The following is a 19,553-nucleotide window of genomic DNA, read 5'->3' as shown; positions in this document are numbered from 1 at the left end:
AGGTGGCGGCCGGGAGCTAGCGTACGGATCATGACCGACCTCGCGGAGAAACGTTCCGCCTTCATCGTCGAGGTGCTGGCCCAGGAGTTCGGCGCGCTGATGGCGCTCGACCCGGCCGCCTTCCGCCGTAAATTCCGCAAAATGGCTGCCTCCCCGTTCGCCTTCTACCGGGGCAGCGCCAGCCTCTTCTACGCCGACCAGCGTGGCGACTTCGCCGACGACCGCTTCCTCGACGACCAGACCAGTCGAGTGTGGATCCACGGTGACCTGCACGCGGAGAACTTCGGCACGTACATGAACGGCTCCGGCCAGCTCGTGTTCAACGTCAACGACTTCGACGAGGCGTACGTCGGACCGTTCACCTGGGACCTGCGACGCTTCGTCGCCAGCGTGGCGCTGATCGGCTACACCAAGGCGCTCTCCGATCGGGTGATCAGCGAGCTGGTGGCAGGCTTCGCCGAGAGCTACCTGACCGAGCTGCGGGCCATCGCCGAGGGCGGTGACGACGCCATCGGGTCGATCACCCTGGACAACGCCGACGGTGTGCTGCGCCGGGTGCTCCAGCAGGCCCGGCTCAACACCCGGGTCGACCTGCTGCGGGAACAGACCACCATCGACGCGTACGAGCGGCGGTTCTCCCTGCGCGACGGGGTGTACGAGGTCGACGGCGACGTACGGGCCAAGGTGTGTGCGGCGTTCGAGGCGTACCTGGACACCCTGCCGGCGGCGACCGCGCAGAACCGGCCCTTGGCGGCGCAGATCAAGGACGTGGTGCTGCGCAAGGGCGTGGGCATCGGTTCGGCCGGGCTGCCCTCGTACAACCTCCTGTTGGAGGGGCACACGCAGGCGCTGGAGAACGACGTCATCATCTACATGAAGCAGGCTCAGGTGCCGGCGGTCGCCCGGCACGTCGACGACGAGGGGGTCCGCGGCTACTTCCGCCACCAGGGCCACCGCACCGCCGAGTCGCAGCGGGCCCTGCAGGCGCACGCCGACCCATGGGTGGGCTTCACCGAGCTGGACGGGGTGGGTCAGCTCGTCGCCGAGGTCTCCCCGTACGCCGCCGACCTGGACTGGGCCGACGTCAACGAGCCCGAGGAACTGGCCGGCGTGCTGGCCGACCTGGGTCGGGCGGTCGCCCGGATGCACTCGGTCGCCGACGACGAGTCCAGTCACGACCTGGTCGACTACTCGACCGAGGAGGCGATCGTCGCGGTGGTGGCCGCCGACCCGGCCGGCTTCGTCGCGCACCTGGTCGACTTCGCCCACGCGTACGGGGTCCGGGCTCGCCAGGATCACCAGCTCTTCGTCGACCTGTTCCGCAACGGTCGGCTGCCCGGCATCTGACGCGTGTCGTCCCCCGGTCGGCGGGTCAGGCGGTGAAGTCGAGGACCACCTTGATGTCCTGCGGGCCGGGGGAGTACGCGGCGGCGTACTCGGACAGCGGCACCCGCCGAGTGATCAGCGAGGCCAGCCACGACCGGTCGGCCCGGGACAGCGCCTTGGCAGCGTCGTCCCAGTGCCGCCGGTTGGCGTTGACCGAGCCGAACACCACGTTGTTCTCCAGGACCAGGGTGCGGTTGAGCGAACCGGCGTCGAGGTCGACGGTCCGGCCGCCGCTGGAGACCCCGGCCAGGCAGACGATCCCGGTGGGCGCGACCTTGTACATCGCTTCGAGGACGACCGCCGGTGCGCCGGTGCACTCGACGATGACGTCCGGTTCGAGATCGAGCTGGTCGATCGAGCCGGCGTGGTAGGTGGCGCCGAGCGCGCCCGCCAGCGCCGGCTTCGGCCCGTCGGTGGCCAGGTCGAGCACGTGTACGGAGAGACCGCGCTGACTGGCCAGCAGGGCGGCCAGCAGGCCGATCGGGCCGGCTCCGGTGATCAACGCCGTACGCGGCTGCCACTCCGCCCGCTGCCCGATGCGGAAGATGTGGTCCCACGCCTTGACCACCACGCTCGTCGGTTCGAGCAGCACACCCACCTCGCCCAGAGTCGAGTCCAACCCGACGGCGAAGCGCGGCTGGAGTCGCCAGCGTTGCCGAGCGAAGCCGGGCAACGCCTTGATGCCGTGCTCGGTGAACATGCCGTTGCGGCACATGTCCCACTCGTCGACCGCGCAGTTCGGGCAGGGCACCGGATCCGGATGGCGGACGATCCCGGCCACCAGTTCGCCGGGCTGCAACGTGCCGGTCGGGTCCTCGATCACCCGGCCCAGCGACTCGTGCCCGAGCACCAGATGATCCGTGCCGGGTGGGGCCTCGCCGTATTTGCCCTCGATGATTTCGAGGTCCGTGCCGCAGACCCCCACCGCGACCGCCTCCACCAGGATCGAACCCTCCTCCGTGGTCGGCTCCGGGTAGTCGTCGAGCAACCGCAGCGAGCCGGGTACCCCTGGAATGACAGTCACAGCGCGCACGCCCCCATCCTGGTCCGCAGCCGCCGCACCCCGCCGGAAAAGCCGGGATTGCCACCCGGCTGCGTGCCCTGCCCTGTCGTCCACGTCGCACCGGGGCAGCGCGGCAGGCCGGGTGCGGCCATAGGATCAGCTGCATGACACCGGAAGAGGCCGGCCAGCGGCTCGTCGCGCTGCTCGCACCTGTCGAGGCCACCGCGACGGTCTCCGGAGGTCAGGCGCATGCGCGGGCCACCGTCGACGTACCTGCTTCGGGGTGGCGGGCGGCGCTGCTGGCCGCGCGCGACGACGCCGAGCTGGCCTGCGACTTCTTCGACTGGCTCTCCGCCGTCGACGAGCTGGCCGAAGGCTTCGACGTGGTGGCCCACCTCTGGTCGACCACGCACCGGCACGGTCTGCTGCTGCGGGCGCGGGTGCCCCGGGCGACACCGACCATCGACTCGGTGGTGTCGGTCTATCCCGGCGCGGCCTGGCACGAGCGGGAGACCCACGAGATGTTCGGCATCGACTTCGCCGGGCACGACGACCTGCGCCCGCTGCTGCTGCCACCGGAGTTCGAGGGTCATCCGCTGCGCAAGGAGTTCGTGCTCGCCTCCCGGGTCGCCAAACCCTGGCCCGGCGCGAAGGAACCGGGCGAGTCCGAGGCGGGAGGTGGCCGCCGACCGATCCGGCCACCCGGCGTACCCGCCCCGGGGGAGTGGGGCACCACCCCGACCCCGGCCGGTGCCGGTGGTGCCGGAGAGGGCCCGCGCGGCGGCACCCCGGCTCGACCCGCCCGGGAACGACCGGCCCGCCCGGCCCCGGGCGCACGCACCCCCCGTACCCCCGGTGTCCCGGCCTCCCCCGAGGCTGGCGCGACCCCCGCTCCGGCGGGCGACGGCCCGGCGACCCACGTCGAGGGCGGGCAGCCAGACGAGGGGGGTACGCCCTGATGCCACTGTGGCTGGAACTGGTGATCCGGATCGGCGGCGTGCTCGTCGCCTTCCTCGTGCTGCCGCTGCTGGTCGGACAGGCCGAACACAAGGTGATGGCGCACATGCAGGGCCGGCTCGGCCCGATGTACGCGGGCGGGTTCCACGGCTGGGCGCAGCTCGTCGCGGACGGGGTGAAGTTCGTACAGAAGGAGGACGTCACCCCGCGTGCCGCGGACCGGCCGGTGTTCCGGCTGGCGCCGGCGGTGGCCCTGGTGCCGTACCTGCTGGCCCTGCTGGTCATCCCGCTCGGCCCGAACGATCTGGTGGGGCAGCCGCTCGACGTCGGTCTGTTCTTCGTGCTCGCGGTGGTCGGCGTGGGCGTGCTCGCCGTGCTGATGTCCGCGTGGGCGTCGGCCAACAAGTACAGCCTGCTCGGCGGGGTACGCGGCGCCGCCCAACTGCTCGGCTACGAGCTGCCGCTGGTGCTGGCCGCCGCCTCGGTGGCGATGGCTGCCGGGACGCTGAGCCTCTCCGGCATCGTCGAGGCGTGGCAGCCGTGGTGGCTGATCTGGCAGGCCCCCGCGATGGTGGTCTTCTTCCTGGCCGGGCTGGCCGAGATCCGCCGGCCACCGTTCGACATGCCGGTGGCCGACTCGGAACTGGTCTTCGGCTACATGACCGAGTACACCGGCCTGCGCTTCGCGTTCCTGCTGCTCGCCGAGTACGTCGGCATCGTGGTGATCGCCGCGCTGACCACCGTGCTGTTCCTCGGCGGCTGGCAGGGCCCGTTCGCCGACGCCCAGCTCGGCTGGCTCTGGACGCTACTCAAGATCGCCGCCGTCAGCTTCGTGATCATCTGGCTGCGGGTCTCCTACCCCCGCCTCCGCGAGGACCAACTCCAACGCCTCTGCTGGCTGATCCTCGTCCCCACCGCCCTGGCCCAACTGGTCCTCACCGCCGCCGTCCGCCTAGCCCTCTAAACCCCACCCCACCTCGGTCTCGCCCTCGCCCTCGGTCCCGCGATCTTGCACTTTTGGTCGCTGCTTTGCGGCCTGTGCGCCTTTCGTCGCGACAAGAAGTGCAAGATCGCGGAATCGAGGCACCCTCACCCACGCGATCTTGCACTCTTGGTCGCTGTTCTGCGGCTTATGCACCTTTCGCGGCGACCAGAAGTGCAAGATCGCGGGACCGAGGCGGCCCGAGCCTGGGGTGGCTCGCGCCTGGGGTGGCTCGCGCCTGGGGTGTGGAGTGTGGGGCCGGGCGCCCGGGCGTGGGCTGTGTGGGGCGGGGGTAGCCCTCGCGCGGCGCGTGGGCTACCCGCCGGGTTGGGGTTAGTGCAGGGGGGTGTGGGCGGGGTTGACCTGTTCGGTGGGGGAGGGGGGTGGTGGGGGTGTGCCGTTGCCGAAGGGGCGGCCGCCGAGAGCTTCGCGGCCGTGCGGGGTGAGCCAGTTCGACAGGTCGGGGCCCAGCGGCACCACCCCGGTCGGGTTGATGTCCCGGTGCACCTCGTAGTAGTGCCGCTTGATGTGGTCGAAGTCGATCGTGTCGCCGAAGCCGGGGGTGGTGAACAGGTCCCGGGCGTACGCCCACAGCACCGGCATCTCGCTGAGCTTATGCCGGTTGCACTTGAAGTGGCCGTGGTACACCGGATCGAAGCGCACCAGCGTGGTGAACAGCCGTACGTCCGCCTCGGTGATGGTGTCGCCGACCAGGTAACGCTGTCCGGCGAGTCGGTCGCTGAGCCAGTCCAGCCGGTCGAACAGCCGGTGGTACGCCTTGTCGTACGCCTCCTGGCTGCCGGCGAAGCCGCACTTGTACACGCCGTTGTTGACGTCCCGGAAGACCACCGCGTTGACCTCGTCGATCTCGGCCCGCAGCTGCTCGGGGTACAGGTCCGGGGCACCGGGTCGGTGGTGGGCGGTCCACTCGGTGGACAGGTCCAGGCTCATCCGGGCGTAGTCGTTGGTCACCACCTGCCCGGTCGGCACGTCGACGATGGCCGGCACGGTGATGCCGCGCGGGTAGTCGGGGTAGCGGGCGAAGTACGCCTCCTGGATGCGTTCGATGCCGAGCACCGGGTCCCGCCCGCCCGGGTCCAGGTCGAAGGTCCAGCTCCGTGCGTCGTGGGTCGGCCCGGTGACACCCATCGACAGGACGTCCTCAAGACCCAGCAACCGCCGTACGATGATCAGCCGGTTCGCCCAGGGGCAGGCGCGACTCACCACCAGTCGGTAGCGTCCGGGCTCGACCGGGTAGCCGTCCCGCCCGTCCGCGGTGATCCGGGTGGTGATGTAGTTCTGGTCCCGGTTGAACTCCCCGCCCGGCTCGACGTACTTCCCGCCGGTCTGTCTCTGGCCCGTGCCGTTGTCCACCATCATCGCCCTGCTCCTTGCCTGCGCCGCCTGCCGTCCCGGTCCCATCATGGCTGACGCCGCAGACGCTGGCGCGGCAGAAGGGGCGGTGATCGAGCGGAAGGGGCGACCGTGGCGTGACAGCGGTCAGAGGTACCTGGGCGTCAGTTGGGCCATCGACAGGTTCACCGGGAAGGGCTCACCGGTGTCGACGAACTTGGTCCACCGTCCGGTCTCGGTGTAGACCTCGTGCACCGGATCGATCCGGTGGGTGTGCACCACCAGACCGGCCGGATCGGTCTCGATCCGCCAGTAGTAGGGGATGCCGGCCTGGGCGTAGAGCGCCGGCTTGAGCACCCGGTCGATCGAGCGGGTGCTCGGTGACACGATCTCGACGGCGAGCACCACCTCGTGCGGCTCGTATCGTGCGGGCCGCCGTTGCGCCGCCGGTGCGGTGATGACCAGGACGTCCGGGATGAAGGACCGGGTGCGGTTGATCCGCACCTCGACGCCCTGGGTCACCTCGTACTCGTCCGGGCACTCCGCTTCGAGCGCGACGCCGAGGCGCATGGCGATGGTCTGGTGGGCGGCGGTGGGGGAGGGGGACACGAGCAGCACTCCATCGAGCAGTTCGCGGCGGCGGCCGTCGTCGGGCAGGGCGTCGAGGTCGTCCGTCGTCCACTCGCCCGACGGTGGCTGGTCGTCGTGCAGCGCGGCGGTCATCTGACGGGTCCTTTCCGATGTGTCGTTCTCTCCCCGTGGTCACGGTACTACCGGCAGAGGCCGGGTGGTGGTCGCGCGCGCCGTGGCCACAGGGCAGGATGGTCGACATGAGCGAGCGAAGCGAGCCGGCGGGGGTGCCGGGCAGCGGGCTGGTCAAGGGCCTGGCGGTCACGCTCAAGACGATGACGAAGCGCTCCACCACCCAGCAGTATCCGGACGTCGCCCCCGAGCTGCCGCCCCGCTCACGTGGGGTGATCGCACTGCTGGAGGAGAACTGCACGGTCTGCATGCTCTGCTCCCGCGAGTGTCCGGACTGGTGCATCTACATCGACTCGCACAAGGAGGAGGTGGCGGTGCCCGGCGCCGCCCGTCCTCGCCAGCGCAACGTGCTCGACCGGTTCGACATCGACTTCTCGCTCTGCATGTACTGCGGCATCTGCATCGAGGTCTGCCCGTTCGACGCGCTCTACTGGTCGCCCGAGTTCGAGTACGCCGAGTACGACATCAAGGACCTGCTGCACGACAAGGATCATCTCGGCGAGTGGATGGCGACCGTACCGCCGCCACCGGCACATGATCCCCACGGTGAGCCGGCCAAGGAGGAGACCGCCGCCGCGCGCAAGGCCGCGGTCCCCGCCGCGCCCGCCGCCCGGCCGACCGCCCCGCCGGTACGCCCCGAGCCGGCACCCGGTGGTACGGGCGAGCCCGGCGACGGGGAAGGTGCTTCCGAGTGACCGGCGTGGACGTGCTGCTGCTCGCCCTGGGCGCGGTGGCCGTCGGGTCCGGGGTGTTGGTGGTGTCGACCCGGCATCTGGTCCGCGCCGGGCTCTACCTGGTGGTCTGTCTCGGTGCCGTGGCCGGCATGTATCTGGTGCTCACCGCCGAGCTGGTGGCCTGGGTGCAGGTGCTGATCTACGTGGGCGCGGTGGTGGTGCTGCTGCTGTTCGCGGTGATGCTGACCCGCGCGCCGATCGGTGCCTCGGACGATCTGGACCGTCCGGGCTGGCCGGCCGCGCTGATCGGCGGCGGGGTCGGGCTGGGGCTGGCCGCCCTGCTGATCGACGCGTACCGCTGGACCAAGGTGGAGCTGCCTGAGGCGGGCACCGCCGAGCGGATCGGCGAGCAGGTCTTCGCCAGTTGGGTGCTGCCCTTCGAGGTGCTCTCGATCCTGCTGCTGTCGGCGCTGGTCGGCGCGATCGTGCTGTCCCGCCCCGACATCGGCCGCACCCCCCGGGACCAGCCGGCTGAGCGGGCCGGCTCGGGTGGCGAGGGAGGGGCCCGGTGAGACCGGTCATCCCGTACGTCACCGCCGCGCTGCTGTTCGGCCTCGGCGTGTACGGCGTACTGCGGCGACGCAACGCGGTGCTGGTGCTGATGGGTGTCGAGTTGATGCTGAACGCGGTCAACCTGATCCTGATCACCGCCGACACCACGACCCGGGCGCTGCTGCCGCACAGCGGTCAGGTCTTCGCGCTCTTCGTGATCGTGCTGGCGGCGGCCGAGATCGGGGTGGGGCTGGCGATCGTGCTCCAGCTCTACCGGATGCGGGCCAGCGTCGCCGTCGACGAGGTGCCGCTGGACACGGCGCCACAGGACGAGGTGCCGATGGACAAGGTGCCGTTGGAGGGTCAGCGGTGAGCACCACGACGCTGCTGGGCGCGCTGCTGCCGGTCGTACCGCTGGTCGCCGGTCTGGTCGGTCTGCTGCTGCCACCGGCCGCACGGGGCGCGGCCACCGACCGGGACACGGCTCGGCGCGCGGCCATCGCCCTCGGTGTGGCCGGCGCGGCGGGCGCTCTGGTGCTGGCGGTGGCGCTGCTGGTCACGCTGGACGCCCCGGCGGAGTCCTCGACCACCTGGATCCGCTTCGGCGAGCTCACCGTCACCCTCGGGGTACGCCTCGACGGCGCCGCCGCTCTGGTCGCGGTGGCGGTCGCCGCCGTGGCCCTGGCCGTGCAGGTCTACTCGGTCGGCTACCTCAGGCGGGGTCCGCACGACGACACCGACGTCGACCACCGTTACCCGCCGTACGCGGCACAGATCAGCCTCTTCACCGCCGCCATGCTGCTGGTGGTGGTCTCCGGGGACCTGATCATGCTGCTGGTCGGCTGGGAGGTGATGGGCATCTGCTCGTACCTGCTGATCGCCCATGACCGGTGGCTGCCGCAGGCGCCGGCCGCCGCGCAGAAGGCGTTCCTGGTGACCCGGGTCGGCGACATCGGGTTCCTGCTCGGCATCGCGCTGCTCGGCGTCTCGGCGGGCAGCTTCCGCATCGCCGACGTGCTCGCCCACGACCACGGCACCGGCACGCTCACCGCCGCCGGTCTGCTGCTGCTCGCCGGGGTGGCCGGCAAGAGCGCCCAGTTCCCGCTGCACACCTGGCTGCCCGACGCGATGGCCGGCCCCACCCCGATCTCCGCGCTGATCCACGCCGCCACGATGGTGGCCGCCGGGGTGTACGCGCTGACCCGGCTCTGGCCGCTGTTCGTGGCCACCCCCACCGTGCTGGCGGTGCTCGGGGTGATGGCGTCGGTGACGCTGCTGCTCGGCGCGTTCGCCGCCACCGCGCAGGACGACATCAAACGGGTGCTCGCCTGGTCGACGGTCTCCCAACTCGGCTACATGACCGGCGCGCTGGCCGTCGGCTCGCCGCCTGCCGCGCTGTTCCACCTGCTCACCCACGCCGCGTTCAAGGCGCTGCTGTTCCTCGCCGCCGGTGTGGTGATCCACGCTGTCGGCACTGCGGCGATGTCCCGGATGGGCGGGCTGCGGCACAGCATGCCGGTCACCTTCTGGTGCACGCTGATCGGGCTGGGCGCGCTGGCCGGCGTACCCCCGCTCTCCGGTTTCTGGAGCAAGGAGGGCGTGCTCGCCGCCGCCGAGGGTGCCGCCCTGCACGGCGACGGCCCGGCTCCGGCCTGGGTGGGCTGGCTGGTCTGGCTGGCTGGTCTGGTCGGTGTCGCCGTCACCTCCTGGTACGCCACCCGGCTGTTGCTGCGTACCTTCTTCGGCGCCCCGCGTACCCCGCTGACCCATCCGCACGACCCGCCGGCGCTGCTGCGCTGGCCGGTGCTGGCGTTGGCCGTGCCGGCGGCCCTGCTCGGCCTGGCCGGTTTCCCCGGCTGGTTCGCCACCCAGTTGCAACGCACGACGCCGTCGGACGCCGAGGGGGTGTCGGATCTGATGCCGCCGGACGGGCTGATCCACCTCACCCCGACCGTCCTGCTGCCCCTGGCGTTGCTGCTGCTCGGGGCCGGGCTGGCCGGGGCGCGTTGGCGTCGGGACACCGCCGCCGACCCGGCGGTGGCGCTGGGTCCGCTGCGGCCGGTCTTCGCCCGCGCGTTCCGCCTCGACGACGTCCAGCACACCCTTGTGGTACGCCCCACGACCGCGCTCGCCCGCGCGGCCCGGGTGGCCGACGAGCGGGTCGTCGACGGCGCGGTCACCGGCACCGGCCGGGGCGCGGGGGCCCTCGGCGGCGGGCTGGCCACCCTGCACCGTTCCGCGCTGCCCCGGGCCGTCGTCGCGGTGCTCGCCGGTGCGCTGCTGATCGCCCTGGCCGCCACCCTGATCGGAGCAATGTGATGAGCCGCAGCGCATCGCGGATCGGAGCTTGCTGATGAGCTTCGGCGAGTTCCTGCTGGTCGTGGTCCTCGCGCTGCCGGCGCTCGGTGCCCTGGCCGTGGCGGCGATCCCCCGCGACCTGCCCGCCCGGGTGGCGGGTACGGTGGCCGCCGCGCTGACCCTGGTCGCGGCGCTGGCGCTGACCGTCGACCGGGCCGGCAGCTGGACCGCCTACTCGGCGACCCCGCCGGCCGTACGCCCCTGGCACGCCCTCGACGCGGCCTGGGTTCCCGGCCTGGATCTGCGCTTCCACCTCGGGGTGGACGGCATCTCCTGGCCACTTGTGGTGCTGACCGCCCTGCTCACCCTGCTCTGCTGCGGGTACACCTGCTGGCGGGTGCCGGCCGGTGGCAGCGGGCGCGCCCTGGTGGCGCTGCTGCTGGTGGTCGAGGTCGGCATCCTGGGCACCTTCCTCGCCCTGGACCTGGTGCTGTTCTTCCTCTTCTTCGAGATCGTCCTGCTGCCGATGTACGCGATCATCGTCGGCTGGGGCGGCGACGGCACCGACCCGGCGGCGGTGGCGGCACGGCGTCGGGCGGCCCGCAAATTCGCCCTGTACACGCTGTTCGGCTCGGTGCTGCTGCTGGTCGGGGTCTACGTGGTGGTGGCCGCCGCCGGTACCGCCGACATCGTCGCGCTGACCGGCGGCACCGGACTGTCCCGGGGCACCCAACTTGCCGCGTTCACGCTGCTCGCGGTGGCCTTCGCGGTGAAGAGCCCGCTCTGGCCGCTGCACTCCTGGCTGCCCGACGCGCACACCCAGGCCCCCACCGTCGGCAGCGTGCTGCTCGCCGGGGTGCTGCTCAAGATGGGCACGTACGGCCTGATCCGGGTCGCCGTCGGGGTCGCCCCGGAAGGGGCCCGCTGGGCGGCACCGGTGCTGGGCGTGCTCGCCGTCGCGGCGATCCTGATCGGATCACTCGTGTGTCTGGCGCAGACCGAGCTGAAACGGCTCATCGCGTACTCCAGCGTGGGGCACATGGGCTTCGTGCTGCTCGGGATCGCCACGCTCACCGCCACCGGCATCCAGGCGGCGCTGATCGGCAACGTCGCGCACGGCATCATCACCGGCCTGCTGTTCTTCCTCGCCGGGGCGATCAAGGACCGGACCCACACCGGGTCGCTGCGCGAACTGTCCGGGTTGCGGGAGACCGCGCCCCGGCTGTCCGGGCTGCTCGCCTTCGCGGCGGTCGCCTCGCTGGGGCTGCCCGGCCTGGCCGGGTTCTGGGGTGAGGCGTTCGCCGTGGTCGCCGCCGTCGAGGTGGGCGGCGCGCTGTGGATCACCCTGGCGGTGCTTGCGGCGTTCGGTGGCGCGTTGACGGCGGCGTACCTGCTGCGGCTGTTGCGGCAGGTCACCCACGGCCCTGCGACGCCTGCGGTGGCCGGACTGAAACCGGGGCTGGCCGGGGCCGAGGTGGCCGCCTGGGCGCCGCTGGTGCTGCTCGCGTTGGCCGTCGGGCTGGCACCGACCCTGGTGCTGGGTGTCGCCGAGGCACCGGTGACGGCCCTGGTGGAGGTCCTGCGATGACGACGACAGGCGACCGCGTCGACGGGAGGCAGCCGTGAGCAGGGTGCAGAGCGTCGACAGTGTGGCGCTGCTGCCGGCGTACCTGGCCGCCGGGACGGCCGTGCTGGCGCTCCTGGTCGACCTGGTGCTGGCCCGCAGGACGGCGACGATCGTCGCGGCGGCCACCGGTGCACTCGCCACCCTCGTCGTGGCCGTGGCGGTCGGTGCCGGAGCCGAACGCCGGACCTTCTGCGTCGGGGCCGACTGCTCGTACGTCTTCGGTGGGCGGGCCGCGCTGGTGGCCGGGCTGGTGGCGCTGCTGGTGCTCGGGGTGCTGGCGTTGTCCGGGCCACTGCTGCGCGACGGCGTGACCCCGGTGGGGGAGTTCTGCTTCCTGCTCGCCTGCTCGATGACCGGTGGCGTGGTGCTCGGCGCGGCCGGCGACCTGATCACCCTGATCGTGGCGGTGGAGGCCCTGACCCTGCCGCTGTACATCCTGGTCGGGCTGCGTCGGGGGAGCCTGGCCAGCGCCGAGGCGGCGGTGACCTTCTTCGTGGTCAGCGTGGTGGCCACCACGCTGACCCTGCTCGGTGCGGCGCTGCTCTACGCGGTCACCGGCAGCCTGCACCTGGAACGGCTGGGCGCGATCCTGGCCGACCGCTCGGAGTTGCTGGCCCTGCCGCTGACCACGGTCGCGGTGACGCTGGTGCTGACCGGGCTGGCGTTCAAGGTGGCGGCGGTGCCGTTCCACGCCTGGGCCCCGGCCACGTACGACGGGGCACCGCTGCCGGTGGCCGCGTACCTGTCGACGGCGTCGAAGCTCGGTGGGGTGGTCGCCCTGCTGGCCGTGGTGCAGCACGCGCTGCCGCTGAGCGTCGCCGGGCCGGTGCTGGCCCTGATCGCCGCGCTGACCATGACCGTGGGCAATCTGGTGGCCCTGCGCCAGCGGCGTACCGTGCGGCTGCTGGCCTGGTCCTCGGTGGCCCAGGCGGGCTACATCCTCGCCCCCCTCGGTGCCCTCGCCCTGGCCGACGTCGACGCCCGCTCCGCCGCGTACGCCGCCGCCCTGGCGTACGCCGTCTTCTTCGTGCTGTTGGAGTTGGCCGCCTTCGCCGGGGTGGTGGCGCTGCGCCCGGCCGGCGCGGACGGTGGGCGTCTCGACGACCTGCGCGGCGCGGCCCGGCGGCACCCCTGGGTCGGCGCGGGCCTGGCGTTCGCCCTGATCGGGCTGGCCGGTCTGCCACCGGGGCTGGCCGGGCTGTTCGCCAAGGTGACGGTGGTGCGGTCGCTGCTCGGCGGCGACGCGGCCTGGCTCGCCCTGCTGGTGGCGCTGAACGCGGTCATCGGCCTGGCCTACTACCTGCGCTTCGCCGCGCTGCTCTACACCCCGACCGACAGCGCCGTCGCCGGCAACGCGCCCGCCGGTGCGATCCGGCCGGCTCGCGTGGTGGTGGCCGCGTTGGCCGTGGCGACCGCGATCGCCGTGGTCGTCGGCTTCGCACCGCAACTGGTGCTCGATCTCGCCGGGAGCTGAATCCGGCCCGACCTGCCGGTTCATTCCCCAACATGACTGTCACTCAGGTAACTCTCAGTCATGAGACGGATGGTTGACGGGTACCGGGTTGTTGTACCGGTCGACGGATCCACGCATCCGTGCACCGAAGGAGTGATCGTGCACCACAACCGTCTGAAGACCGCCGCGCTGCTCGGCCTGCTCACCTCGCTGATCCTGGCGGTGGGCTACTGGTTCGGCGGCAGTGGCGGCCTGGTCATCGCCGTCGTCATCTCGTTGGTGATGAACGGCGTCACCTACTTCTACTCCGACAAGCTGGCGCTTCGCTCGATGCGGGCACAACCGGTCAGCGAGGCACAGTTCCCCGAGCTGTACCACATGGTGCGGGAGTTGGCGGCCGAGGCACGGCAGCCGATGCCCCGCCTCTACATCAGCCCGACCGCCCAGCCCAACGCGTTCGCCACGGGTCGTAACCCGCAGAACGCGGCGGTCTGCGTGACCCAGGGGATCGTCGAGCTGCTCGACTACCGGGAGTTGCGGGGCGTCATCGGGCACGAGCTGTCACACGTCTACAACCGCGACATCCTGATCTCCAGCGTGGCGGCCGGCCTGGCCGGCATCATCACCATGGTGGCCAACCTCGCCCTGTTCATCCCGCTCGGCGGCAACGACGAGGACGGCCCGAACCCGATCGTGCTGCTGCTCACCATCATTCTGGGCCCGATCGCGGCGAGCATCATCCAGCTGGCGATCAGCCGCAGCCGGGAGTTCCAGGCGGACGCCTCCGGCGCCGAGCTCACCCGTGACCCGCTGGCGCTGGCCAGCGCGCTGCGGAAGATCCACATGGGCGCCCAGCGTCGGCCGCTGCCGGCCGAGGGGCAGCTCACCAGCACCGCGCACCTGATGATCGCCAACCCGTTCAAGGGCGGTGGAGTCGCGTCGCTGTTCGCCACCCACCCGCCGATGGAACAGCGCGTCGCCCGCCTGGAGCAGATGGCGCGCAACACGGGACCGGTCCGCTACCAGCGCTGACCAGCATCAACCTTCGCCGCCCGCACCGAGGTCCCACCGGTGCGGGCGGCACCCTGTCCGGTTACGGGCCATCGGGGCAGCGTTAGGGTCTAACCCGCTATCGCTCATTACACATGTGGAGGTCGTCGGTGGCTGGTCTGCGCCGTTACCTGGGTGTCTGGCAGCTTCCGGGGGCACCGACGCTGCTGATCACCGGCATCATCGGGCGGCTCGGGATCGGCATGACCCCGCTGGCGCTGCTGCTCGTCATCGAGCAGGTCACCGGCCGCTACTCACTGGCCGCGATCGCCGGTGGCTGCTACGCCCTCGCCGGTGCCGCGCTCAGCCCGGTGGCCGGGCGGATCGCCGACCGCATCGGCCCCACCCCGGTCCTGCTCGGCACCGCGGTCGCCCACCCGCTGGCCCTGATCGGCCTGCTCTGGGCGGCCCGCTCCGAGCAGGCACCCTTCGCCCTGGTGCTGGTGGCCGCCGCCCTGGCCGGCGCCTCCTACCCGCCGCTGACCGCCGCGATCCGCGGCGCGTGGAACGACCTGACCAGCGTCGCCTCCGGCCGGTACCACCTGCGCAACACCGCCCTGGCCGCCGAGACCACCCTCTTCGAAGTCGTCTTCGTGCTCGGCCCACTGCTGGTCGCCGGCTTCGTCCTGTTCGCCGACGCCGGGGCCGCGCTGATCGGTGCGGCGGTGGTGACCCTGGTCGGCACCGTGGCCGTGGCGCTCGGCCAGACCATGCGCGGCTGGCAGCGGCACGCCGGGGAGCACCACACCCGAGGCCTCGGCCCGCTGCGGGTACCCGGATTCCCGGCCCTGCTGCTCTGCGTGGCCAGCCTCGGCATCGCCTTCGGCGCGGCAGGCGTGACCGTGCCCGCCTTCGCCACCCGCTACACCCCCGACGACCCGGACAGCCTGGCCGGCGTACTCCTGGCCGTCTGGGGCGTCGGCAGCGCCGTCGGCGGCTTTTGGTTCGGGATCCGCCGCCCGGCCCGCAACATGACCCGACAGTTCGCCTGGCTGCTCGCTGCGGTGGCAGGCAGCTTCGCCGTCTTCGCCGTGATGCCCACCCCCTTGGCGCTCGGCACCGCCCTGGTGGTCGGCGGAGCCACCATCGCGCCGGCCCTGACCCTGGAGAACACCCTGGTCGGGCGGATCTCGCCGGCCGGCATGCTGAACGAGGCGTACACCTGGGTGGTCACCATGTCCGTCGGGGCGAGCGCCGCCGGTGGCGCGGTGGCCGGCCTGATCGTCGACCATGCGGGTGGGGTGCCCTGGGCGTTCCTGTTCGCCGGTGCGGCGGTCGCCGCCGGGGCCGCCATCGCCGCCCTGCCCGCCGGCCCCATCGCCCGCGCAGAAGCCGCCACCGTACGCGTCGAAACCCCCGCCCCGGTCTGACCGCGCTCCCGGTGGGTATCACCGAGGCATGTTCGCCTTCTTCTCGAACCGCCTCGGCTGCCTCGGCTCGATCCTGGTCAGCGCCATCGGCACCATCGTGCTCCTGCTGATCTTCAACCGCTGACCGGTGGCGTGCCAGGATTCCTCATGTGAAGCTTGAGGATCTCGCGCGTCAGGTCAATGCCAAGGCCCGCCTCACCGGAGAATTCGTCCTGCGGTCCGGACGGACAGCGAACGAGTACTTCGACAAGTACCAGTTCGAGGCGGACCCGGTCCTGCTGGACGCTCTGGCGGAGCAGATGGTCGCCCTGGTGCCCGCCGGGACCGAGGTGCTGGCCGGTCTGGAGATGGGCGGCATCGCCGTCGTGACGGCACTCGGTCGACACACCGGCCTGCCCTGCGCGTTCGTGCGGAAGGCCGCCAAGCCGTACGGGACAGCTCGGCTGGCTGAGGGAGCAGAGGTGGCGGATCGGCAGGTGCTCGTCGTCGAGGACGTGGTGACCTCCGGTGGGCAGGTGGTGCTGTCGACCAGGGATCTGAGGAGCCTGGGAGCCCGGGTCGACGCCGCTGTCTGTGTGATCGACCGTCAGGAGGGCGGAAGCGAGGCGCTGGCGGCCGAGGGCATCACCCTCCGCGCCCTGCTCACGCGCGCCGACCTCGGAGGGCACACGTCGAGGATGCCAACGAACACGGTATGACTCCGCTGCACCGTGCCGTGGACGCAGAGGCCGATGGTGCCGGGGGATACCGGCGCCATCGATCGACGGCCTATTCGGTAACGAAGACGCCCACGCCCGGCAGCGTCTCGGTCATGCCCTTGATCCGCAACACCTGCATGGCACGGTCGATCACCGGCTCAGTGACGCCGTAGTGGGCGATCAACTCGCGCCGACTCGGCAGCTTCGCCCCTGGCGCGAACTCGCCGGACGCAATTCGACCAGCGAGATCATCGGCGATCTGTTCATAGCGGTAACGCGGTGGCACGTAACTCTCCTCCCCGAAGACCGAGTCGGCGGCCGGTCAGGGGAGAGGGTTTGCGATGTAGACGCCCTTGCCCTGCCGGCCGTCGATGAGCCCTTCGGCTTTCAGGATGAGCATTGCCGCGCGGATCACCGTGTTGCTGACCTTGTACTGGTCGCACAGGGAGGCGAACGACGGCAGCTTGTCACCGGGCTTCAGTTGGCCGGAGCTGACCTGCTCGCGGATGTCCCGGGCGACCTGTAGGTACGCAGCTTCTGACATTGGTGGTGCTCCCAGCTTGGCGGCTGGTGCAAGCAGACCACGCGGTAGCCCCCACTTGCAACGCTATGTGCTGTCAGTTCTTGACCCTGCGTACATTGCGTCATAAGTTGCTCGTAGGGCTATCCAGCTTGGCGGCCGGGTGTCCCTGCCGTGGGTACTCCGTTGTGGAGCGAGTGCCCACGGCTTCCCTGGCATGTGTCGTTGGGAGGCGCGGTGACCAGAGGTGACCCGTTGCCGATCGGTCGGCGGGTGGCGTATCTACGGGTTCGGCGGAGGCTGTCGCAGCAGACCTTCGCGGACAGGCTGGGCAAGTCGAAGAGCTGGGTGGACAAGGTTGAGCGCGGCGTCCGCTCGCTGGAACGGGTGTCGACCATCCGCGACATCGCCGCCGTCCTGCGCGTCGACGCCGCCACTCTGCTCGGGCACGACGAGCAGCCCGCCGAACTGGTCGACCGCAGCGAGGGCGTCGCCCGGATCAGGACGGCGCTGTCCGCGTACGAGATATCACTGGGCCGTCCCTCCGGTCGCCGGCCGCCGATGTCGCCGCAACGACTGGACCAGGAGCTTGCGCACGCCTGGAGCACCTACCAGCACGCCCGGTACCCACACCTGGTCGAGCTGCTGCCGACACTGTTGACCGAGGTACACCGCGCCCACGCGCAGGCGCCGCAGGCGTGCCGGGCTGCGCTGGTGGAGGCGTACCGGATCACCGCGGCTCTGCTGGTCAAGCTGGGCGAGCGGAGCATTGCCTGGCTGGCCGCGGACCGGGCGATGTCCGCCGCGAGCGGCGACCGGCTGCTGCTGGCGTGCGCGGCGGTGCAGCTCGGTCAGGCGCTGCCGCCCTCGTCGCGGGCCAGGTCGGTGATGCTCGCCGCCGCCTACCAGGCCGCACCCCCCGACCTCGACGCCGGTACGCCCCAGGAGCTGTCGCTGTGCGGCGCCCTGCTGCTGGAGGCGGCGATGATGGCGGCCAGATCAGGCGACGAGCGGGCGACGGCCGACTTGCTGGACGAGGCGGCGGACATGGCCGCCCGAGTGGGCGACGGGCAGGACCACCACCACACCGCCTTCGGACCGACCACCGTCGACCTGGCCCGGACAGCCGCCGCCATCGAGGCCGGCGACACCCGGCAAGCCGTCACCCGACACCAGAAAATCATCGGGTACGACGGCTGGCGCTGCCTACCTGTCGAACGCCGAGCCGCGCACCTGATCGACGCGGCACGCGCCCACCTGCACGCAGACGCCCCCGGCGCGGCGGCCCGCGTCCTGCTGCAAGCCGACCACATCGCACCGGCCGAAGTACGCCACCGCCCAGCGGGCCGCGAAACCGTCGCCCAGGTCGCCCGCGACCCGGACGCCCCCACCACGATCACCCAACTCGCCCTCACCCTCGGCCTGCTCTGCCCCTGACCTCGCCAATCCAGGCGAGATCTCCACAGTCGGTTCGTCGCCGAGCCGCCTTTGATCAGCCTGCCTTCTCGTGCGGTCTGTCGGCAGTGGTCGGGCTGCGGCCAGAGGGCCTGCGGAGCGGCGATTAACCCATGTGGGCGAGAGGCTAGTAGCCATTGATGGCCTTCCGCGCATCGCAACCTTCCGCTAGCGTGGCGCTACCTGGAGTAGCCGTCGGGGAGGGCTCATGGCCAGTACTGACTTCTTCGCGTCCAAGAAGGCGGCTGCCGTCTTCAAGCACGGCATCTTGAGTCGGTACCCGGTTGTATTCGCATCGAAGACAGGCAAAAGCGTCGACGGTAACCGGGTCGTGTTTTTGGATGGGTACGCGGGTAGAGGCGAGTACGACGATGGACAGCCGGGATCACCGCTACTGCTTTCGCGGTGTGCTGAGTTTGTGAAGGGCTACCGTGACGTGCTCGGGTTCTTCATTGAGCAGAACCCGGACAACTTTGCCAACCTCAATCGGATACTCGATGAGAAGGGCGGCGACGCCGACCGGGTCGTCCGGTGCGGCTCGGTTGACGAACACCTTCCTGAAGTCCTGAGGCGCGCCCAGGGCGCATCGCTGTTCGCCTTCCTCGACCCATTCGGTCCTGCGTTGGACTTCGACGTCCTCAAGGCCGCCTTGCTCGGTCGGCCATCCTGGCCGCCTACTGAGGTTCTGCTGCACTTCAGCGTCTTGACCGTGGCCCGTATGGGTCGTGCCGTACATGCGGCTCGTTCGAAGCGCGGGGACCTTTCGCTGGCAGATCGGAAGACAGCCGACCGGCTAGACCGCTTCCTCGGCGGCGACTGGTGGCAAGAACACTTTGCCGCCGTCCGAGACGAGGGTGATGAGCAGCGGGCTACCGAGATCGCCCTAGAAGTCTGCGATACGTACGAGAAGCTTCTAACGACCGGAACGAGATACCGAGCGGTCAAAATGCCGGTGCGACCGAGACCTGACTTGCTGCCAAAGTACGTGCTTGCGTTGTTCACGGCCAGCAACGAGGGGGCCTGGCACTTCGCGGACTCGCTGGGCAAGGCGGGCGTGGAGTGGTCGGTGGCGTGGCAGACGGACCTGCTCCGCAAGGGGGAGAGGTACGGGCAGGGCTCACTGTTCGGCGACGATGAGTTGCCGACCATTGAAAGTCACAGCAGTAGTCATAGCAGCGAGTGGACGAGGATCATTGCGGGCAACCTCGAACGGCTGCTGGAGGAGTTGGGCTCATTCTGCCCTGCCGACCACGTGCCGGAGGTGTACGGCACGACGCTAGGTCAAGCTAGCCTCGGTCTTTCATCTGGGCAGTCGTTCATAGCTGTTGGTCGATGATGTTGGTTCGGGGTTGGTCGGTCGGTTTGCTGGCATGCTGATGGCCCGACGCTGGGCCGGGTTCCTCCGTGCTGCGG

Annotated in this window: 19 protein-coding genes; 14 read left to right on the top strand and 5 right to left on the bottom strand. The window is 70.9% G+C overall.

The window, feature by feature from the left end; translation table 11 throughout:
* The first annotated feature begins 30 nt into the window (after positions 1–30).
* Positions 31–1,347 (top strand): DUF2252 domain-containing protein, encoded by a 1,317-nt coding sequence (locus JMF97_RS19860; RefSeq protein ID WP_013735994.1) that lies wholly within the window; start codon positions 31–33, stop codon positions 1,345–1,347.
* Positions 1,348–1,372: 25 nt separating this feature from the next.
* Here JMF97_RS19860 and JMF97_RS19855 read toward each other — a convergent pair whose 3' ends face one another.
* Positions 1,373–2,419 carry a glucose 1-dehydrogenase gene (locus tag JMF97_RS19855; RefSeq protein ID WP_203222924.1) on the bottom strand — a complete coding sequence of 349 codons (1,047 nt, stop codon included), beginning with the start codon at positions 2,417–2,419 and terminating at the stop codon, positions 1,373–1,375.
* A 134-nt stretch (positions 2,420–2,553) separates the two neighbouring features.
* On the opposite strand from JMF97_RS19855, the gene JMF97_RS19850 reads away from it, so the two are divergent.
* Together JMF97_RS19850 and JMF97_RS19845 are read left to right on the top strand one after the other, a co-directional pair.
* Entirely contained in the window at positions 2,554–3,348 is a 795-nt protein-coding gene (locus tag JMF97_RS19850) for an NADH-quinone oxidoreductase subunit C (RefSeq protein WP_203222923.1), read from the top strand.
* Complete coding sequence (locus JMF97_RS19845) at positions 3,348–4,310, top strand: complex I subunit 1/NuoH family protein (RefSeq protein WP_013735991.1); 963 nt, start codon at positions 3,348–3,350, stop codon at positions 4,308–4,310. The genes JMF97_RS19850 and JMF97_RS19845 overlap by 1 nt, the downstream gene beginning before the upstream one ends.
* A 351-nt stretch (positions 4,311–4,661) precedes the next feature.
* On the opposite strand, the gene JMF97_RS19840 is transcribed toward JMF97_RS19845, so the two are convergent.
* Both JMF97_RS19840 and JMF97_RS19835 read right to left on the bottom strand, forming a co-directional pair.
* Positions 4,662–5,708, bottom strand: a complete 1,047-nt coding sequence (locus JMF97_RS19840; protein WP_203222922.1) for a glutathione S-transferase family protein — start codon at positions 5,706–5,708, stop codon at positions 4,662–4,664.
* A 120-nt stretch (positions 5,709–5,828) separates the two neighbouring features.
* Entirely contained in the window at positions 5,829–6,404 is a 576-nt protein-coding gene (locus JMF97_RS19835) for a Uma2 family endonuclease (RefSeq protein WP_203222921.1), read from the bottom strand.
* A gap of 98 nt (positions 6,405–6,502) precedes the next feature.
* Between JMF97_RS19835 and JMF97_RS19830 the strand changes: the two genes are divergently transcribed.
* From JMF97_RS19830 to JMF97_RS19790, 9 genes are all read left to right on the top strand, one after another.
* Positions 6,503–7,138 carry a NuoI/complex I 23 kDa subunit family protein gene (locus tag JMF97_RS19830; RefSeq protein ID WP_203222920.1) on the top strand — a complete coding sequence of 212 codons (636 nt, stop codon included), beginning with the start codon at positions 6,503–6,505 and terminating at the stop codon, positions 7,136–7,138.
* Positions 7,135–7,689 (top strand): NADH-quinone oxidoreductase subunit J family protein, encoded by a 555-nt coding sequence (locus JMF97_RS19825; protein WP_203222919.1) that lies wholly within the window; start codon positions 7,135–7,137, stop codon positions 7,687–7,689. Before JMF97_RS19830 ends, JMF97_RS19825 begins: the two co-directional genes overlap by 4 nt.
* The gene (gene nuoK, locus JMF97_RS19820; RefSeq protein WP_203222918.1) at positions 7,686–8,042 is read left to right on the top strand and encodes an NADH-quinone oxidoreductase subunit NuoK; all 357 of its coding nucleotides are present in this window, start codon (positions 7,686–7,688) and stop codon (positions 8,040–8,042) included. The genes JMF97_RS19825 and nuoK overlap by 4 nt, the downstream gene beginning before the upstream one ends.
* Entirely contained in the window at positions 8,039–9,988 is a 1,950-nt protein-coding gene (locus JMF97_RS19815) for an NADH-quinone oxidoreductase subunit 5 family protein (protein WP_203222917.1), read from the top strand. Before nuoK ends, JMF97_RS19815 begins: the two co-directional genes overlap by 4 nt.
* A gap of 34 nt (positions 9,989–10,022) precedes the next feature.
* Positions 10,023–11,555 (top strand): complex I subunit 4 family protein, encoded by a 1,533-nt coding sequence (locus tag JMF97_RS19810; RefSeq protein WP_203222916.1) that lies wholly within the window; start codon positions 10,023–10,025, stop codon positions 11,553–11,555.
* A gap of 34 nt (positions 11,556–11,589) precedes the next feature.
* Positions 11,590–13,068 (top strand): NADH-quinone oxidoreductase subunit N, encoded by a 1,479-nt coding sequence (locus JMF97_RS19805; RefSeq protein ID WP_203222915.1) that lies wholly within the window; start codon positions 11,590–11,592, stop codon positions 13,066–13,068.
* Between the two features lie 138 nt (positions 13,069–13,206).
* Positions 13,207–14,079, top strand: coding sequence for a zinc metalloprotease HtpX (htpX, locus tag JMF97_RS19800; protein ID WP_203222914.1), 873 nt, complete (start codon positions 13,207–13,209; stop codon positions 14,077–14,079).
* A gap of 128 nt (positions 14,080–14,207) precedes the next feature.
* Positions 14,208–15,467 carry an MFS transporter gene (locus JMF97_RS19795; protein ID WP_203222913.1) on the top strand — a complete coding sequence of 420 codons (1,260 nt, stop codon included), beginning with the start codon at positions 14,208–14,210 and terminating at the stop codon, positions 15,465–15,467.
* A gap of 149 nt (positions 15,468–15,616) precedes the next feature.
* Positions 15,617–16,165: an orotate phosphoribosyltransferase gene (locus JMF97_RS19790; RefSeq protein ID WP_203222912.1), complete on the top strand. Its 549-nt coding sequence runs from the start codon at positions 15,617–15,619 to the stop codon at positions 16,163–16,165.
* 70 nt (positions 16,166–16,235) lie between these two features.
* Here JMF97_RS19790 and JMF97_RS19785 read toward each other — a convergent pair whose 3' ends face one another.
* Together JMF97_RS19785 and JMF97_RS19780 are read right to left on the bottom strand one after the other, a co-directional pair.
* Positions 16,236–16,451 carry a winged helix-turn-helix domain-containing protein gene (locus JMF97_RS19785; protein WP_203222911.1) on the bottom strand — a complete coding sequence of 72 codons (216 nt, stop codon included), beginning with the start codon at positions 16,449–16,451 and terminating at the stop codon, positions 16,236–16,238.
* Between the two features lie 36 nt (positions 16,452–16,487).
* Positions 16,488–16,709, bottom strand: a complete 222-nt coding sequence (locus JMF97_RS19780; RefSeq protein WP_013735978.1) for a winged helix-turn-helix domain-containing protein — start codon at positions 16,707–16,709, stop codon at positions 16,488–16,490.
* 213 nt (positions 16,710–16,922) lie between these two features.
* Between JMF97_RS19780 and JMF97_RS19775 the strand changes: the two genes are divergently transcribed.
* Positions 16,923–18,122 (top strand): helix-turn-helix domain-containing protein, encoded by a 1,200-nt coding sequence (locus JMF97_RS19775; RefSeq protein ID WP_307817008.1) that lies wholly within the window; start codon positions 16,923–16,925, stop codon positions 18,120–18,122.
* 226 nt (positions 18,123–18,348) lie between these two features.
* The gene (gene tcmP / locus JMF97_RS19770; protein ID WP_203222910.1) at positions 18,349–19,476 is read left to right on the top strand and encodes a three-Cys-motif partner protein TcmP; all 1,128 of its coding nucleotides are present in this window, start codon (positions 18,349–18,351) and stop codon (positions 19,474–19,476) included.
* Positions 19,477–19,553: the final 77 nt, after the last annotated feature.

The sequence above is a fragment of the Micromonospora fiedleri genome (assembly GCF_016774385.1).
In the GTDB taxonomy this organism is placed as follows: domain Bacteria; phylum Actinomycetota; class Actinomycetes; order Mycobacteriales; family Micromonosporaceae; genus Micromonospora; species Micromonospora gifhornensis.
The sequence above is the reverse complement of the archived record's forward strand: the minus strand, read 5'-3'. Positions and strand labels throughout refer to the sequence as shown.

Bases quoted from the DNA above. Each gene is read 5' to 3' on its own strand.
- JMF97_RS19860 (WP_013735994.1), top strand. From the start codon at position 31: ATGACCGACCTCGCGGAGAAACGTTCCGCCTTCATCGTCGAGGTGCTG.
- JMF97_RS19850 (WP_203222923.1), top strand. From the start codon at position 2,554: ATGACACCGGAAGAGGCCGGCCAGCGGCTCGTCGCGCTGCTCGCACCT.
- JMF97_RS19845 (WP_013735991.1), top strand. From the start codon at position 3,348: ATGCCACTGTGGCTGGAACTGGTGATCCGGATCGGCGGCGTGCTCGTC.
- JMF97_RS19840 (WP_203222922.1), bottom strand. From the start codon at position 5,708: ATGATGGTGGACAACGGCACGGGCCAGAGACAGACCGGCGGGAAGTAC.
- JMF97_RS19835 (WP_203222921.1), bottom strand. From the start codon at position 6,404: ATGACCGCCGCGCTGCACGACGACCAGCCACCGTCGGGCGAGTGGACG.
- JMF97_RS19830 (WP_203222920.1), top strand. From the start codon at position 6,503: ATGGTCGACATGAGCGAGCGAAGCGAGCCGGCGGGGGTGCCGGGCAGC.
- JMF97_RS19810 (WP_203222916.1), top strand. From the start codon at position 10,023: ATGAGCTTCGGCGAGTTCCTGCTGGTCGTGGTCCTCGCGCTGCCGGCG.
- JMF97_RS19780 (WP_013735978.1), bottom strand. From the start codon at position 16,709: ATGTCAGAAGCTGCGTACCTACAGGTCGCCCGGGACATCCGCGAGCAG.
- tcmP (WP_203222910.1), top strand. From the start codon at position 18,349: ATGGCCAGTACTGACTTCTTCGCGTCCAAGAAGGCGGCTGCCGTCTTC.